This is a genomic window from Candidatus Pelagibacter sp. PS_16 (assembly GCF_059417965.1).
This window is the reverse complement of the sequence record NZ_CM182074.1, coordinates 433,647-449,560: the sequence shown is the minus strand read 5'-3', so window position 1 is coordinate 449,560 and position 15,914 is coordinate 433,647. Positions and strand designations below refer to the sequence as shown.

At 31.5% G+C, this 15,914-nt stretch carries 16 protein-coding genes; 8 read left to right on the top strand and 8 right to left on the bottom strand.

The genetic code is table 11. The features are described 5' to 3' along the window. The first annotated feature begins 6 nt into the window (after positions 1–6). Positions 7–897, top strand: coding sequence for a DMT family transporter (locus AC5SL0_RS02380; protein WP_271563930.1), 891 nt, complete (start codon positions 7–9; stop codon positions 895–897). A 4-nt stretch (positions 898–901) separates the two neighbouring features. Here the strand turns inward: AC5SL0_RS02380 and AC5SL0_RS02375 are convergent, their stop codons facing one another. From AC5SL0_RS02375 to AC5SL0_RS02350, 6 genes are all read right to left on the bottom strand, one after another. Then, on the bottom strand, positions 902–2,227 hold the full coding sequence (locus AC5SL0_RS02375; RefSeq protein ID WP_006997052.1) for a TRAP transporter large permease: 1,326 nt from the start codon (positions 2,225–2,227) through the stop codon (positions 902–904). Beyond that, positions 2,227–2,886 carry a TRAP transporter small permease subunit gene (locus AC5SL0_RS02370; RefSeq protein WP_006997053.1) on the bottom strand — a complete coding sequence of 220 codons (660 nt, stop codon included), beginning with the start codon at positions 2,884–2,886 and terminating at the stop codon, positions 2,227–2,229. The genes AC5SL0_RS02375 and AC5SL0_RS02370 overlap by 1 nt, the downstream gene beginning before the upstream one ends. A gap of 88 nt (positions 2,887–2,974) precedes the next feature. Continuing rightward, entirely contained in the window at positions 2,975–4,066 is a 1,092-nt protein-coding gene (locus AC5SL0_RS02365) for a TRAP transporter substrate-binding protein (RefSeq protein ID WP_006997054.1), read from the bottom strand. Between the two features lie 178 nt (positions 4,067–4,244). Beyond that, complete coding sequence (mmsB, locus tag AC5SL0_RS02360) at positions 4,245–5,171, bottom strand: 3-hydroxyisobutyrate dehydrogenase (RefSeq protein WP_006997055.1); 927 nt, start codon at positions 5,169–5,171, stop codon at positions 4,245–4,247. Continuing rightward, positions 5,164–6,684 (bottom strand): aldehyde dehydrogenase family protein, encoded by a 1,521-nt coding sequence (locus tag AC5SL0_RS02355; protein WP_006997056.1) that lies wholly within the window; start codon positions 6,682–6,684, stop codon positions 5,164–5,166. The genes mmsB and AC5SL0_RS02355 overlap by 8 nt, the downstream gene beginning before the upstream one ends. Further along, positions 6,684–7,460, bottom strand: a complete 777-nt coding sequence (locus tag AC5SL0_RS02350) for an SDR family NAD(P)-dependent oxidoreductase (RefSeq protein ID WP_494618582.1) — start codon at positions 7,458–7,460, stop codon at positions 6,684–6,686. Before AC5SL0_RS02350 ends, AC5SL0_RS02355 begins: the two co-directional genes overlap by 1 nt. A 124-nt stretch (positions 7,461–7,584) precedes the next feature. Between AC5SL0_RS02350 and AC5SL0_RS02345 the strand changes: the two genes are divergently transcribed. Next, entirely contained in the window at positions 7,585–8,001 is a 417-nt protein-coding gene (locus AC5SL0_RS02345; RefSeq protein ID WP_494618581.1) for a winged helix-turn-helix transcriptional regulator, read from the top strand. A gap of 7 nt (positions 8,002–8,008) precedes the next feature. Here AC5SL0_RS02345 and AC5SL0_RS02340 read toward each other — a convergent pair whose 3' ends face one another. Continuing rightward, positions 8,009–8,755: an FKBP-type peptidyl-prolyl cis-trans isomerase gene (locus tag AC5SL0_RS02340; RefSeq protein WP_494574280.1), complete on the bottom strand. Its 747-nt coding sequence runs from the start codon at positions 8,753–8,755 to the stop codon at positions 8,009–8,011. An 88-nt stretch (positions 8,756–8,843) separates the two neighbouring features. Here AC5SL0_RS02340 and AC5SL0_RS02335 point away from each other — a divergent pair, with 88 nt between their 5' ends. The 6 genes from AC5SL0_RS02335 (at position 8,844) to AC5SL0_RS02310 (ending at position 14,620) form a co-directional block, all read left to right on the top strand. Next, a complete protein-coding gene (locus tag AC5SL0_RS02335) occupies positions 8,844–10,439 on the top strand; it encodes a GMC family oxidoreductase (RefSeq protein WP_006997060.1) in 1,596 nt (531 codons plus the stop codon). Beyond that, positions 10,439–11,029 (top strand): TerC family protein, encoded by a 591-nt coding sequence (locus AC5SL0_RS02330; protein ID WP_011281998.1) that lies wholly within the window; start codon positions 10,439–10,441, stop codon positions 11,027–11,029. Before AC5SL0_RS02335 ends, AC5SL0_RS02330 begins: the two co-directional genes overlap by 1 nt. After that, positions 11,030–11,788, top strand: coding sequence for an SDR family NAD(P)-dependent oxidoreductase (locus AC5SL0_RS02325; protein ID WP_006997062.1), 759 nt, complete (start codon positions 11,030–11,032; stop codon positions 11,786–11,788). Then, complete coding sequence (locus tag AC5SL0_RS02320; protein ID WP_018414037.1) at positions 11,773–12,573, top strand: M23 family metallopeptidase; 801 nt, start codon at positions 11,773–11,775, stop codon at positions 12,571–12,573. Before AC5SL0_RS02325 ends, AC5SL0_RS02320 begins: the two co-directional genes overlap by 16 nt. Further along, the gene (locus tag AC5SL0_RS02315; protein ID WP_006997064.1) at positions 12,573–13,349 is read left to right on the top strand and encodes a fumarylacetoacetate hydrolase; all 777 of its coding nucleotides are present in this window, start codon (positions 12,573–12,575) and stop codon (positions 13,347–13,349) included. The genes AC5SL0_RS02320 and AC5SL0_RS02315 overlap by 1 nt, the downstream gene beginning before the upstream one ends. A 119-nt stretch (positions 13,350–13,468) precedes the next feature. Next, on the top strand, positions 13,469–14,620 hold the full coding sequence (locus tag AC5SL0_RS02310) for a M24 family metallopeptidase (protein ID WP_494618579.1): 1,152 nt from the start codon (positions 13,469–13,471) through the stop codon (positions 14,618–14,620). Here the strand turns inward: AC5SL0_RS02310 and AC5SL0_RS02305 are convergent. Continuing rightward, entirely contained in the window at positions 14,617–15,909 is a 1,293-nt protein-coding gene (locus AC5SL0_RS02305; protein WP_494618578.1) for an NAD(P)H-dependent oxidoreductase, read from the bottom strand. The two genes, AC5SL0_RS02310 and AC5SL0_RS02305, sit on opposite strands and share 4 nt — an antisense overlap. Between the last annotated feature and the right edge of the window lie 5 nt (positions 15,910–15,914).

The window sequence follows — 15,914 nt, the reverse complement described above, 5'->3', positions numbered from 1 at the left end:
GATCTAATGCTCTTTCTTAAAAAAAATATTGGTTACTTAGCAATGTTTCTTGCTGTAATTGGTTTTGGCTCAGGCCCTCCATTTGTAAAACTTGCTCTAGAGGAATTTCAAATTGTTGATTTACTAGCTGTAAGATTTGCAATTGCTTTTTTGCTTATGTTAACATTTGCTTTAATAATGAGAGTTGACTTGTCAATTAAAAAAATAGGTCTAGCACCTTTCTTGATGGGTTTATTAAACCCTTTTCTTGTAACATTAGCCTTCCATGTAGGTTTAATGCTTACGTCGCCTATTAATGGTGTTGCTATTATAAGTACAATGCCAATCATGCAACCTTTTGTTGCTAAAATATTTTTAAATGAAAAAATTGAGATAAAGGTTTTAATAGGAGCTTTTATAACAATTATTGGAACTTACATCCTCTTATCAAGTCAAACTATTATTGGTCAGGGAAATTATATTGGGGACTTTATTATTTTTGCAGGAATGACTTTGGCTTCAATTAATGAAGTTATTGGTAGAAAAAAAATGCAAACTAATGTTAACCAGCTAGGTGTAAATACTTACCAATATTTTACTGGTTTCATTTTATCATTTTTAATATTATTTATTATTTGGCCTAACTCTACCTTTAGATATTCATTTCATTTAGAATTTACACCATCAGTAATAGCTGCAATCACTTTATCTTTTATAACTTTTGGTTCTTATTTATTTTATAATTATGCCTTAAGGAGGGTTCCAGTAGGAAGAATTAGTCTTATGTATCCTTTAACAGGGCCCATAGGAGCTTTATCTGCCTGGGTAGTAATTGATGCAGAAATTACTTTAAAGATATTTATTTCATTGGGAATTATTTTAGTTGGAACTGTAATTCCTTATATAAATAAAAAATAAACTCTTAAGGGTACATTACACTAGGTAACCAAAGTGCAATTTGAGGAAATGCGATGATCAAAATTAAACCTAAAAGCTGTATTCCCATAAACTGCATCATACCAAGATAAATATCTTTAAGTTCCCATTCTGGCACAACACCTTTTAAAAAATACGCAGATAGAGCTACAGGTGGAGATAACCAGGCGGTCTGTAAATTCACAGCTACAAGTATTGCAAACCAAGTCAAGTTGAAGTCTAATTCTTTAATCAATGGAACAAATATTGGTAATACAATAAGAACTATTGGTACCCACTCTAAAGGCCAACCTAACAAGAAAATTACTGCCATTAGTATAGCTAAAATAACATATCTGTTAACTTCTAAGTTTAATAAAAATTCAGTTAATAAAGATGGTGTTCCTAATTTTGAAAAAACTGCTCCAAAGAAATTCGATGCAGCAACTAAAAACATTATCAATGCAGTAATCTCTAAAGTTTTAATTAAAGAATTTTTTAAAGTTTTTAAAGTTAATTTTTTATATGCTAAAGCAAGTAACAAAGATCCAATAGCTCCAATACCGGCACCTTCAGTAGGTGTTGCTAAACCAAATAATATGCTACCTAGAGCAAAAAATACTAATCCGGCAGGCGGTACTAACCCTAAAAAGAATTCTACCCAAACTTTACCCATACTTTTTGGTTGCATACTTTTTGGTAAAATTGGACCAAGTTTTGGATCAAAATAACATCTAACAGTGGTGTAAAGAGCATAAAGAACTGCCAACATTATTCCTGGAATTATTGCTGCAGCAAATAAATCTGTTACTGGGATTTCTAAAACAGGCCCCATTACCACTAACATAATGCTTGGTGGAATTAAAATTCCAAGAGTTCCTCCGGCACATATTAAGCCTGCAGATAATCTAGTATCGTATCCAGATTTAATCATAGTTTTACCTGCCATGATTCCAAGGATTGTTACTGATGCCCCAACTATTCCTGTTGCAGCAGCAAAAATTGTAGACACAAACATAACTGCATAAAATAATGCACCCCTTGTTCTAGATAGCATTAATTGTATGGCTGAAAATAGTCTTTCCATAAGACCTGCAGATTCCATTAATATGCCCATAAATATAAAGAGTGGGACGGCAACCAGCGTACTTTCCGTCATAATCATATTAAACTGTAGGGTCATTAAATAAAAAACTAACTTTCCAAAACCCCAATAACCAAACACAAGACCTAAAAATATTAATGTAAATGAAATAGGAAAACCAATAAAGATAGCAAATAGCATTACTCCTATCATTATTGCTCCAATTAATTCTTGTGAAAAAATTTCCATTATGGCCATCTACCTTTCACAAACGCATAATATGTTTTAAATAATTCTGATATCCCTTGAATTAATAACAAAAAAGCTCCAATTGGCATGCAGCTTTTTAATGGCCACATTACTGGCATCCAAGTAGTATCCATTGCTCTTTGAATTCTAACTTTTCCATCTAAGCATTCTGCTAAAATAGATCTCCCACATATAGAAGTATAAGCATAATCAAAACTTACCCAAAAGAAGACTATGAAACCTGGAAAGAAGAATAATAAATATAAGAATAGATCTACTTTTGCTTGAGTTTTAACATTCCAATTTCTATATAAAAAATCAGCTCTTATATGAATACCTTTTGATAATGCGTAACCAGCACCCAACATAAAAAATGCTCCTGCAATCATTCTGGTTACATCATAAGCCCAAAGAGTTGGTCTATTAAAAAAATGTCTACCAATAACTTCAAAAGTCATTGCAAAAATTAAAGGAATTACCATCCAACAAATTACTTTACCAATTCTCAACATGTTAAGGTCGATAAACTCTATAGTTTTTGCCATCCAAGGAACCATATCCTTAGGCATTTTTAAACTAGTTCGACGTTCTGCTATTAACTCATCAGTAATATCTAGAGTTTCTTTAACACCAGCAGAATGTGATTTTTTTTTGACCATTTTATTGATTGGTAATGTCGATTAAAATTTTTTCTATTTTAAAAAAACGGGAACTTAAAAATATTAAGTCCCCGTTTAAATTATTTATTTACTTTTGCGCTTTTGCAAATGCAGTTCCAATTGATGCATCAGATGTTTCCATTTGAGCAATAAAAGGTACTACGATTTTTGCGTGAGCAGTCATGTGCTGGTAAACTTCATCAAAGAACTTATTTTCTTTTGAGTTCTTTTGAATAGTAGCTTTAGCAGCAGCCATATACTCAACAAAGTAATCAGCTGGTGTATCATGAAGGATAACACCATGCTTAGATGTTAATTCAATTAACGCTTTTCCATTTTCAACAGCTCTGTTAGTGATGTTTCTAGTTATCATCGCTTCAGAAGCAATTTCCATTGCATATTTCTCTTGGTCAGTTAACTTATTATAAACATCCTTGTTAAAGAACACATCTCCATTTACAACGTTTTGGTGTAAGCCTTGAAGGTAGTAATTTTTCAATACCTTTTGGAAACCAAATACTAGATCTGGTTTTGGACAACACCATTCAGCAGCATCGATTGTTCCTTTTTCAAGTGCTGGTAGAATATCTCCACCACCCATTGAAACTGATGCAACACCAATGTCTTTGTATGTTTGACCAGGAATTCCCGGAGGAGTTCTAAATCTGTATTTTCTGAAATCAGCCATACTGTTGATCGGCTCTTTGAACCAACCTAAAGCCTCTGGACCAGAAGATGCCATGATGAAACCTTTTACGTTCATACCCATTTCATCCCATAGTTGATCGTATAAAGCTTTTCCACCGTTATCAAAATACCAAGCTAACCAAGATTTAGTACTTAAACCAATACCACCACCTGCAACTGGCGAACCAAATAACATTGCAGCAGGGTGATAGTTAGACCAGTAATGAGTCCAAGCAGCACCACCATCAACAAGACCCTTGTCAACAGCTTCTAATGTTTCTTTAACACCTACAACTTCTCCAGCTCCTAGAAGTTCAAATTTTAATGAACCACCAGTAAGGCCAGTAACTCTTTCAGCCCACATTCCTACGATTTGCGCATCATAAGAAGTTTTTGGAAAGGTCATTTGTATTTTTAAAGTTTTAGCAGAAGCAGAAGCAATAATAGATACTGCAAATACTAAACTTAAAATCAATGATGTGATTTTTTTCATGTTTATCCCTCTCTGTTTTTTTATTTAGTCTTAATAAATTTGAAATAAACATTATTGTAGGAGAAAAGTAAACTTAAAATAAGTTAAATATAGACGATACAACCTATAATATACTACAATCAATTGAATTGTTTGGTATACTTTTAATACTGTTAAGTAAATTTACAAATATTGTTTTTTATTTATTTCCTTTTGGATCAAATGGATAATTCCAAGCATCACCACCAATCATTTTAGATATACCTGAATAGTCAGTGTCACTATCACCCTCATCACAGAATTTTGAAAAAATTTCTAAAGCAGCTTTACCTAATGGTGTAGAGGCATCTACAGACTGAGCGGCATCCATGGCTAGCCTTAAATCCTTTCTCATCATTGATGCTGTAAAACCTGGTCGGTATTTATTATTTGAAGGAACTCCATCAGTAAGATTTGGTAAAGGTGTATAATTAGTCATAGCCCAATTATTTCCTGAAGCTGCTTTTATTATTTCATGAACCTTTTTAATATCCATTTTTAATCTTTTAGCTAACATTAAAGATTCAGATGCTGCTATCATAGAAATTCCTAAAGACATATTGTTGCAAATTTTTACACCTACTCCACTTCCTTGAACACCTGCATGTAAAATTTTTTGTCCCATAATATCAAATAAAGGTTTTGCTAATGCTACAGCTTCATCACTTCCACCAACTAAAAAATTTAATTTTCCAATTCTTGCTCCCATCACACCACCAGTAACTGGTGCATCTATCATTTTAATTCCAAGTTTTTTTGATTCATTACCTAGCTCTAGAGAAGTCTCAATATCAATTGTTGAGCAATCAATTATCAAACATTCTTTTGGAATTTTATTTAATATTCCTTTGTCTCCTAAATAAAGAGATCGAACATGCTTTCCCTCTGGTAGCATAGATATAACAGTACTAGCGCCATCTAATAATTCATCAATAGTGGATACAACGTTTAAACCTGACTCTTTTGCAATTTTTATTACCTCTGGTGAAACATCAAAAGCTTTTACTTCTTTGCCAGCTTTTACTAATTGATCAGCCATAGGGTTTCCCATATTTCCAACACCTATAAATGCAATGTGATTAGTCATCTAAATTTGATTTACCTCTATTAATTAAAACTGTTTTACTTTGTGTAAAGTGGTTAATCATACTATCAAAAGCATATTCTTTACCTAAACCACTCATTTTAATTCCTCCATAAGAAACATTGGCTCTTGGAGCAACGCATTGATTTACCTGAACAAAGCCAGCTTCAATTTCATCTACAAATTGCAATGCTCTAGATAAGTTTTGAGTCCATAAAACGGCTGATAAACCAAAAGGTGTGTCGTTAGCGCTTTTCATAACTTCATCAAAACTCTTAAACGGAATTGCGCAAGCAACAGGGCCAAATACCTCTTCTTGACATACAGGAGATTCTACAGGAACGCCTGACAATAAGGTTGGTTCATAAAAGAAACCTTCCTTATAATCTCCTCCTTTAGGTTGATTGCCACCATGTAAAACCTTTGCAGATGATGTTTTTTTAGCAATGTCCATATAATGTAAGGTTCTTTTGAGTTGTTCATTAGATATTATTGCGCCAATATCAGATTTACTATCAAGTGCATTTCCCATCTTAAGTTTACTTAATTTAGAAACTACACCTTCTAAAACTTTATCATAAATTTTTTCGTGTATATAAACTCTTGATCCTGCGGTGCAAGCCTGTCCTTGACGAGTATACCTCATACCATCAATTACGCCTGGTATTGCTATATCTAAGTCAGCATCACTCATTATAATATTTGGATTTTTTCCACCTAATTCTAATGTAACTGGACATAATTTTGGAGCAGCTTTTATTGCAATAATTTTTCCAACAGAAAACGATCCTGTAAAAGTAACCTTTCTAACTTTAGGATGATCAATTAATGGTTCACCACACTCTTCTCCATAGCCTGAAATTACATTTAAAACTCCAGGAGGAAGTTCTTGTTGTAATATTTCACATAAGAGTAAAGCACAAAGTGGTGCTTGCTCAGCAGTTTTTAACACTACAGTATTTCCCGCTACAATAGCTGGTGCAATTTTTGCAACAGTCAAAAATAAAGGAGCATTCCAAGGAATAATTGCACAAACAACTCCAATTGGATCTTTGGTTGTGTAATGAATTGTATTTGGAATGTTTGGTGGATAATTTTCACCTTTTATTTCTCCTGCAAGTCCAGCAAACATATGAGTTAATTCAATTGATGCTGCTGTCTCCGGTATGGCTTGAGTTCTAAGTGCGTTACCAGTATCTAAAGCTAATAATGTTTCAATTTCATTTTTTCTATCTTCTAATTTTCTAGCAGCAGCCGTCATTATTTTACCACGTTCTCTCGCAGGTACTTTTTTCCATTTTTGAAATGCAGCTTCTGCTGCATCAACCGCTATATTCACATCAACCTTATTGCACTGTGGAGCTTCACCAATATTTTCACCTGTACTTGGATTTAATACGCTAATTTTAGCTTCAGCTTTAGCAGGTGACAATTTTCCATTAATTAAAATTTTATTAGATAATCTTTTTGCATTACCTAGTGCTAGTTCTAAATTATTTTTAAAATCATCACTCATTAATTACTTATTTCACCTTTTCTAGTTTTTGCTGCTAACCATCCACCATCAATTTTTATTTCAGATCCATTTATAAAATCTGCATCATCGCTAGATAGAAAAACAGCTGCACCAGATATATCAGATGGCAAACCCCAACGTCCAACTATAGTTTCTTTGCCCCAAGCTTTACCGTGAGTAGGATCTTCAGCAAATTTTTGATTGAAAGGTGTTGAAATTAACCCAGGACAAATAGTATTTACGTTAATATTTTTCCCAGTTAAATCGACCGCTAAGGCTCTCGTTAAACCTAGTATACCAGATTTTGCAGCAACATAGGCTACTCTATCAGGTCTACCCATAAAACTTGCAATAGATCCAAAATTAATAATTTTTCCTTTACCATTTTTTATCATATGAGGAATAACAGACTTACAGCATAGATATGGTCCGGTTAAGTTTACCGATATCATGTCATCCCATTGCTGTTTTGTATGATCTAGAATATTGTTAATATGTCTTATACCAGCATTATTAACAAGAATATCAATCTTACCAAATTTTTTAATAGCAACATCAGCCATGTTATTTGCACTATCTTCTTCGGCAACATTTGTTTCTACAACAATTGCTTCACCATTATTACCTTGAATTTTTTTAGAAATTTTTTCACCATTTTCAATATCCATTTCAGCTATAACAATTTTTGCTCCCTCACTTGCTAGTCTTAAACAAATCTCTGCACCAATTCCTTTTCCACCACCTGTGACTATTGCTATTCTATCTTTTAGTTTCATTGAAATCCTGTTATAAAAATTTTTAATTTTAATTAAGTTATTACTTTTTAAAATATTAATCAAAAGAATTATTAAATATAAAATTTTTTTGGTATTAAAACTAAACTAGTATATTAAACATACCATGATAAATAAATTAGAAATAAATAAAGATCCATTAAATAATGCTTTAAAATTAATTAGTGGAAAGTGGAAAATTAAGATACTTGAAAAGTTAATTAATAAACCAATAAGATTTGGTAAACTTAAGAAAGATTTAAATACGATAACTGCTCAAATGTTGTCTAAACAATTAAAAGAAATGGAGAATGACACTCTAGTAAAAAGAAAGGTTATTAAATCAAACCCAATAACTGTTGAATATTCTTTAACACAATTTGGCAGCTCTAGCTTACCAATAATTAGAGCTTTAATTAAATGGGGAAGTATTAATAAAAGGAAAATGTCAAGCGTTATTGGAAAAGACCAGGAAAGAGCAATTGATTTATTAAATGATGAAATTAGATTTAAAAACTTACAAAGAAAAAACTTTTATCGATAGAATGATATTACTTATGAGGGCCAAGTTTTTTATTTTCACTCTGCCAAGCTTTAATTCCACCTTTTAAAACCGAAACATTAGTAAAGCCCAAGTCTTCAGAAAATGAATTAGCCAACATTGATGCCGTTTCTCCATCATGACTTATAAAAATCAAATTAACATCTTGAGATTGAGAAGCAGCTAGTGCTCTAATTTTATCCATAACATACACTTGAAATTTACCATTTTTATCAAAAGCTGTTTCTGGGAATGAACCTTTGATAACACCTGTTTTATCCCACTCTTCTTCTGTTCTAATATCAAGTGCCACGGCATTATTTTCAATCATGTCTATTAACTCATCTGATGAAACTGATTTATAACTAGGATCTAAAACGTCAATTACTTCAAATTCAAATATTAGATCTGTATTAGGTGGTATAATATCTCCACCACCCTTTTTTCCATAGGCTAATTCAGCTGGAATTTTAATTTTTCTTTTAGTTCCTTTGGTAGTTCCCATTATTCCTTGTTCAAAACCAGGAATTACCTCTTTCATACTCATTTGTACTACTAAAGGTCTATCTTTACCAATATTTGTATCAAAAACTTTTCCATTTTCAAATGAGCCTGTGTATTCAAGCTGAACCCAAGAATGCTTTATAATCTTTTTTCCCGTACCAGGCTTATCATTAATAATTTCAATTTCAACAGACTGAACGTGAAATGATAAAGATAAAAAAATTGTACATATAAATATTAATATTTTTTTCATTATTTTGTAGTTGTTCAAATATCAGAAATAAATATGCTTTTCTATATATTATTAGATTATTAATAAAAATTAATTTATAAAAATATATATGGATAATTTTGACTACATTATTATTGGAGCTGGATCAGCAGGTTGTGTTCTTGCAAATAGATTATCTGAAAATCCAAAAAACAAAGTCCTTTTAATTGAGGCTGGTGGTAAAGATAATTACCCATGGATTCATATACCAGTAGGATATTTCAAAACTATGCATAACCCCAATGTTGATTGGTGTTATAATACAGAACCGGATGAAACTATGAACAATAGGTCCATAAGGTATCCTAGAGGAAAAACTCTTGGAGGTAGCTCATCAATAAATGGTCTACTTTATGTTAGGGGTCAACACAGAGACTACGATGTTTGGAGGCAGCTAGGAAATAAAGGCTGGAGTTGGGAAGATGTATTACCTTATTTCATCAAAGCTGAAAATCAAGAACGAGGAGAAAGTGAATTTCATGGTGTAGGAGGTCCTTTGTCTGTTTCTGACCAACGAATACAATTGCCTTTATTAAATCAGTTTCAAAAAGCGGCTGAGGAATTTGGAATTCCAAAAACTAAAGATTTTAATACAGGAGACAATCATGGCTGTGGTTATTTTCAAGTAACAGAAAAGGATGGCTTTAGATGTAGTACTGCTGTTGGTTATTTAAACCCAGCTAAGAAAAGACCTAATTTAAAAATAGTTACAAAAGCTCATGTTAAAAAGATTAATTTTGAAAACAAAGTTGCTAAAGAAGTTGAGTATTGGATTGAAAATGAAATATTCACTGTAAGTGCAAATAAAGAAATTGTCTTATCTTCAGGAGCAATAGGTTCTCCACAATTATTACAAGTATCTGGAGTTGGAAATTCAGATAAATTAAAGGAACTAGGAATTGAAATGGTGCATGAATTAAAGGGTGTAGGTGAAAATTTACAAGACCATTTAATGTTTAGACCAATATATAAAATACAAAATATAAAATCTCTTAATAAAAAAATTAATAGTTTATTTGGTAACTTGTTAATTGGATTGGAATATATCTTTAATAGAAGTGGGCCCATGACTATGGGTGCAAGTCAAATGTGTATGTTTGCAAAAAGTGATCCTTCATTAGAGCTGCCTGATTTACAATGGCATGTTCAGCCAATGAGTATGGATACATTGGGAGCTACCAAAAACCATGATTTTCATGGTTTTACTCCAACAGTTTCACAAATTAGACCAACTAGTAGAGGTCATATTAGTATAACAGATAAAGACTCACGAACTTACGCAAAAATAAAAATGAATTATTTGTCGACAGATGAAGATAGAAAAATTGCAGCAGCTGGTCTTAAATTAACAAGAAAAATTGTTTTAGAATCTGAGACATTTAAAAAATTTAGCCCAGAAGAATACCGACCTGGAATTCATTTAACAGAAGATGAAGATATTTTAAAAGCAGCAGCAGATTATGCTCAAACTATTTTTCATCCTGTTGGAACATGTAAAATGGGTCAAGATGATATGGCCGTTGTTGATGATCAGCTAAAAGTTCATGGAATTAAAAATTTAAGAGTAATAGATGCATCAATAATGCCCAATATCACCTCTGGAAACACTAACGCACCCACAATAATGATTGCAGAAAAAGGTGCTGATATGATACTAAGCAGCTGATGTTTGCAGAATTATTCGGGCCTGAACAACTTATAATTTTAGGCCAAATTATATTTATCGATTTAGTATTAGCTGGTGATAATGCCATTATTATTGGAATGGTTGCCTCTAAATTTCCACCCGAACAAAGAAAAAAAGTAATTTTTTGGGGGATAGGTGGTGCAGTAATTTTAAGAATTATCTTAACCATGTTAACTGCTTATTTATTACAAATAACAGGATTAAGATTAATAGGAGGATTGCTTCTTCTTTATATAGTCTACAAACTCTATACAGATGTAATCAAAGGTCAGTCAGGTGATGAAGATATTAAAGTAGATAATTCAAGCTTTATGAAGGCTATATGGACAGTTTTACTTGCTGATTTTACGATGAGTTTGGATAATGTTTTAGGTGTAGCTGGTGCTGCTGGTGATCACTATGTATTATTAATATTTGGTTTAGCTTTATCAATAATTCTTATGGCAACAGCTGCTACTGTAATATCAAGATGGATTAATGAATATAAATGGATAGCCTGGATTGGTTTAATTGCTATACTGGTTGTTGCTATCGAATTAATTTATACTGATTTAAAGTTATTTATTTAAATGTACTTACAAAAAATAAATCTTAAAAACAAATATGCATTAGTTACAGGTGCAGGTAAAGGATTGGGAAGAGCTTGCTCAATTGCTCTTGCTGAAGCTGGAGCTACAATCATTGCTTTAAGTAGAACTCAATCAGATCTTGATAAACTTGAAAAAGAAATAAAAAAGATAAAAGGTAAAGTTATCAAAGTTAATTGTGATGTAATGAATTATGAAGATCTTAAAGAAAAACTAGATAAGATTAAGATTATAGATATTTTAGTTAATAATGCTGGGACAAATATTCCAGAACCTTTTGAAAAAATTAAACAAGAAAACATGAACTACTTAGTAGATTTAAACCTTAAAGCTGCTTTTAATGTTGCTCAATTAGTTGTTAAAAAAATGTTAAAGAATAAAAAAAGAGGTGGATCTATTATTAATATGTCATCTCAACTTGGTCATGTTGGAATGTCTGGTAGAAATGTTTATAATATGACAAAATTTGGTATTGAAGGTTTGACTAAAGGTATGGGTGTTGAGCTTGCAAAAAACAATATTAGAGTAAATACAGTGGCCCCTACTTTTGTAGCAACACCGATGGTTAAAAGATTTTTTAAAAACAAAGAATTTAAAAAACTAGCTTTAGGCAATATTCCTATGGGAAAATTAGCAACAGAAAGTGATGTTGCAACAAGCGTTTGTTTTTTAGCTTCATCCGCTTCATCGATGATTACAGCCACATCAATCCTAGTAGACGGTGGATGGACAGCAAAGTAATATATAGATTACTTTCATTAGTAGCGTTATTTTTTTCAACTCAATCTTTTGCAGTAGAGTTTCAGGGAAAATTCATTCAAGGACATTACATTATTGGAAAAACTGAGCCTGGTTCATCAATTTTTGTAGATAAAAAAAAAGTTAAAGTCACAAAAGATGGTTATTTTGCATTTGGAATTGAAAAAGATAGAAAATTTGACATTACAATTACTGAAAATAATAACAAAATTATAAAAAAAATTAAAAAAAGAAAATATAATATTCAAAAAATTGAAGGCTTACCTAAAAAAAAAGTTACACCACCTGAAGAATTTTATGCAAGAATAAAAAAGGAAAACAAATTAATAGCTGATGCAAGAGAAATTGAAAGTGACTTACAGTTTTTTAAAGAAAAGTTTATTATCCCAGTTGATGATGCAATAATTACTGGTGTTTATGGTAGTCAAAGAATTTTAAATGGCATACCCAAATGGCCTCATTACGGTTTGGATTTTGCTCAAAAAAAAGGTACTCCAGTTAAAGCAATGAATAACGGTGTTGTTACTCTAGCTGAAAAGGACTTATTTTATACTGGAGCAACTTTAATATTTGACCATGGTCATGGTGTTTCAACTCTTTACATGCATATGGATGAAATTTTTGTAAATGTAGGTGATCATGTTAAAAAAGGAGATATCATTGCTACAGTTGGTTCCTCTGGTAGATCAACAGGACCACATCTTGATGTAAGACTTAATTGGTTTGGTACTAGACTAGATCCTGCAACTATATTAAACATTCAATAATGAAAAAAACCATATTAGAAAAAACAGCAAATAAATTAGTTAATGCATTTATTAACAATAAAATAATTGCACCACTTCCAATAAAATTTACAAAAACATTAAGTGAAGCTCAAAAACTAAGAAAATTATGCGAGAGTAAAGTTAAAGATCCAATAATAGGATTTAAAGCTGCAGGGACAGGTATACCTGTCATGAAAAAACTTAAAGAAAAAAAACCTTTCTATGCTGCAATCTTTAAAAAGAATTTTATAAAAAGTGGAAAAAAAGTAAAAATTAATAAATCAACTTTAGGGATAGAACTTGAGGTTTGTTACCTAATTAAGAAAAACTTTTTCTCATCAAAAGGATTAATTACAACGAAAAATATAACAAAACATATTTCTCACATGGCAGCTTGTATTGAGGTTATTGGTTACAGGCAAAAGAAAAAAGGCATTACTAGTTTTGGAGATTTATGTAGTGACTTTGGTGCTAATGTTAAGTTTTTAATTGGGCAAAAGAAAAAATATAAAAAAATTAATATTGGAAATTTAAAGACAAATATTGCTAATAAAAAAATTGGACAAAGCGTTAATGGAAATACAAATACCGTTTATATAAACCCATTAAACTCACTTAGATTTGTTTTGAATGAGTTAAAAAAAGATAAAGTCACTCTTGATAAAGATTTTTATGTATTTACAGGATCGACTGTTGGTGTTGTTCCAATCCTAGGTAAAGGTCTTTATACTGGAAAAGTTGATCAACTAGGTTCAGCTAAAGCTATTATTCATTAATTTTAGATTATCATTTAAAAAACCTTAATAATTAACAATAATTTGGGTTCGTTTTACTAAAAAAAATCTTAATTTAAGGCTACTTGTGCTTAATATTTTTAAAAGTTATAGTTTTTATTATGGCACTTCATTTTAGCAAACAAGAATTTGAGAAAAGAAAACTGGCTACATTAAAATCAATGAAAGAGCATAATCTTGATGCTCTTTTAATGTTTCGTCAAGAATCTATGTTTTGGCTTACAGGCTACGATACCTTTGGTTATGTTTTCTTTCAAACATTAATATTGGACAATAAAGGAGATATTATTCTTTTAACAAGGGCTCCAGATTTAAGACAAGCACAAAATACATCAAACATTGAAGATATAAGAATTTGGGTAGATAAAGACCAGTCTAACCCTACAGATGATCTTAAAATTATTTTAAACGAATTAAATTTAAAAGATAAAAAAATCGGAGTTGAATACGAAGCTTACGGTATGACAGGTCGTAATGCTTTAAGACTTAATAAATCGCTAGAAGGTTATTGTGAGGTAGAAGATCAATCAGAATTAATCACCAAACATAGGGTTGTTAAATCTACTGAAGAAATTGTTTATGTAAAAAAAGCTGCAGAACTTGCAGATCAAGCACTTGATGAGGTTTGGAAATATGCAAAAGCTGGTATTGGTGAAGCAAAAATTTTAGCTGAAATGCAAAGAGTTGTTTTAGAAGGTGGCGGTGATTATCCAGCAAATGAATATATTATAGGCTCTGGACACAATGCATTATTATGTAGATATCAATCTGAGAAAAGAATTTTGTCAGATACCGATCAGTTAACTATTGAATGGGCTGGGACTTATAAACATTATCACTCTGCAATGTTTAGAACTATTCCTATTGGTAAAGCTGATCCAAAGCATATTAAAATGCATGAGGCTTGTCTTGAGGCTTTGACTAATTGTGCAAAAACTCTAATACCAGGAAAAACCGCAGGAGATGTATTTGATATACATGCTAAAACTTTTGATGCTCTTGGGTACAATAAATCAAGAATGAATGCTTGTGGCTATTCATTAGGGACAACCTTCTCACCCAATTGGATGGACTGGCCAATGTTATACAAAGGTAATCCTTATGTAATAACTCCTGGTAATGTCTTCTTTATGCATATGATCTTAATGGATTCAGATAGTAAACTTGCTATGAATTTAGGTGAGACCTATCTTGTAACCGAGAATGGTAATGAGAGATTAGGTAAGCAAAAGTTGGATTTGGTTGTTCTTTAAATTAAATCATATTGATACTGTCTAGCTTTAACAACATCTTCTGGAAGACTTAACTCCACATCATCTAATCTTATAGATTGATCTTTATTAATATCTTTCTTAACAATTGCTCCATCAGTTAAACCAAGAGGTAAAATTTTTTCATCTTTTGATTTTTTAGAAGTAATTAATTTCCCTCTAGCACAAAAACCACCCTCACCGTCTAATCGCTCACCAATTTTTAAATCTTTTTTAGCATAAGCTGCAACATCTGCATTATAATTTATAGTTTGACCTGTTGCTTTTTGATCAAGTGCAATTGCATATATCGATTGAGCAAGTTCTAAACCAATATAATGATATGGCCTCCATATAGCTGAATAACTGCCAGACAAATCGGTCACCATTCCATAATCTTTAAAGCAATTTTTGACATATTGATTTTGAGCTTTAATTACTATGTAAACACCCCATCTAAGATCATTTGGAATATCTTTTTGATTTAAATCAATGCTAGATATCACCTCTACTTGACCTTCATAATCAATTAATCCTCCTTCCACTTTTGGAATTAATTTTTTAGCAATGTCATAAACCCCAACAGGTGGAAAAGTTAATCCATTACTTGGACATTTTAAATTTGATGCATTACTGACTGCACACATTTCAATTGCAGATTTATCTCCACATAAAAAACTATTAAACATTTTAGGATTCATACCAGATTCAATTTCAGCACGTTCTTTACTTAAACCGTAGTGACCCCAAACCGTGTCTGGTGTTGAATATTCAAAATCTGGGTGGTACTTCGTTCCTTTTCCTGCACAAACTACAGAAAAACCGTTTAACTTAGCCCATTCAATCTGTTCCATAATTAATGAAGGTTGATCACCATATGCCATTGAACAAATAACATTGTTTTCTTTTGCAAGATCAGCAAGGTATTTCCCACAAGTAACATCAGCTTCAACATTTACTAATATGATGTGTTTTTTGTTTTTAATAATCTTTACAGCATGAACTGTTCCTATAATTGGATTTCCAGTAGCTTCTATAAAAACTTCAACATCTCTATCAATTGCCTCATCTAAAGTAGTTACAAAATTTATTTTATTAACTGTCTCTGTAGTTAAACCGCTCTTAAGACAGTTTTTTTTGGCGTTATCAATATTAATATCAACGATAGTATCAATAGTAATTTTTTGTAATTGATTGTATTGAGCAAGAAACATGCTTACAAATTTTCCACAGCCAATGAATGCAACTTTTATCGGTTTTTTTCTGGATTGTAGTTTGGTATTTAAAAACATTTGAT

Excerpts from the sequence above, each read along its gene's own strand:
- AC5SL0_RS02310 (WP_494618579.1), top strand. The coding sequence starts at position 13,469 with ATGGCACTTCATTTTAGCAAACAAGAATTTGAGAAAAGAAAACTGGCT.
- AC5SL0_RS02305 (WP_494618578.1), bottom strand. The coding sequence starts at position 15,909 with ATGTTTTTAAATACCAAACTACAATCCAGAAAAAAACCGATAAAAGTT.
- AC5SL0_RS02380 (WP_271563930.1), top strand. The coding sequence starts at position 7 with ATGCTCTTTCTTAAAAAAAATATTGGTTACTTAGCAATGTTTCTTGCT.
- mmsB (WP_006997055.1), bottom strand. The coding sequence starts at position 5,171 with ATGACTAATCACATTGCATTTATAGGTGTTGGAAATATGGGAAACCCT.
- AC5SL0_RS02370 (WP_006997053.1), bottom strand. The coding sequence starts at position 2,886 with ATGGTCAAAAAAAAATCACATTCTGCTGGTGTTAAAGAAACTCTAGAT.
- AC5SL0_RS02340 (WP_494574280.1), bottom strand. The coding sequence starts at position 8,755 with ATGAAAAAAATATTAATATTTATATGTACAATTTTTTTATCTTTATCA.
- AC5SL0_RS02365 (WP_006997054.1), bottom strand. The coding sequence starts at position 4,066 with ATGAAAAAAATCACATCATTGATTTTAAGTTTAGTATTTGCAGTATCT.
- AC5SL0_RS02325 (WP_006997062.1), top strand. The coding sequence starts at position 11,030 with ATGTACTTACAAAAAATAAATCTTAAAAACAAATATGCATTAGTTACA.
- AC5SL0_RS02335 (WP_006997060.1), top strand. The coding sequence starts at position 8,844 with ATGGATAATTTTGACTACATTATTATTGGAGCTGGATCAGCAGGTTGT.
- AC5SL0_RS02345 (WP_494618581.1), top strand. The coding sequence starts at position 7,585 with ATGATAAATAAATTAGAAATAAATAAAGATCCATTAAATAATGCTTTA.
- AC5SL0_RS02375 (WP_006997052.1), bottom strand. The coding sequence starts at position 2,227 with ATGGAAATTTTTTCACAAGAATTAATTGGAGCAATAATGATAGGAGTA.
- AC5SL0_RS02355 (WP_006997056.1), bottom strand. The coding sequence starts at position 6,684 with ATGAGTGATGATTTTAAAAATAATTTAGAACTAGCACTAGGTAATGCA.
- AC5SL0_RS02330 (WP_011281998.1), top strand. The coding sequence starts at position 10,439 with ATGTTTGCAGAATTATTCGGGCCTGAACAACTTATAATTTTAGGCCAA.
- AC5SL0_RS02350 (WP_494618582.1), bottom strand. The coding sequence starts at position 7,460 with ATGAAACTAAAAGATAGAATAGCAATAGTCACAGGTGGTGGAAAAGGA.
- AC5SL0_RS02320 (WP_018414037.1), top strand. The coding sequence starts at position 11,773 with ATGGACAGCAAAGTAATATATAGATTACTTTCATTAGTAGCGTTATTT.
- AC5SL0_RS02315 (WP_006997064.1), top strand. The coding sequence starts at position 12,573 with ATGAAAAAAACCATATTAGAAAAAACAGCAAATAAATTAGTTAATGCA.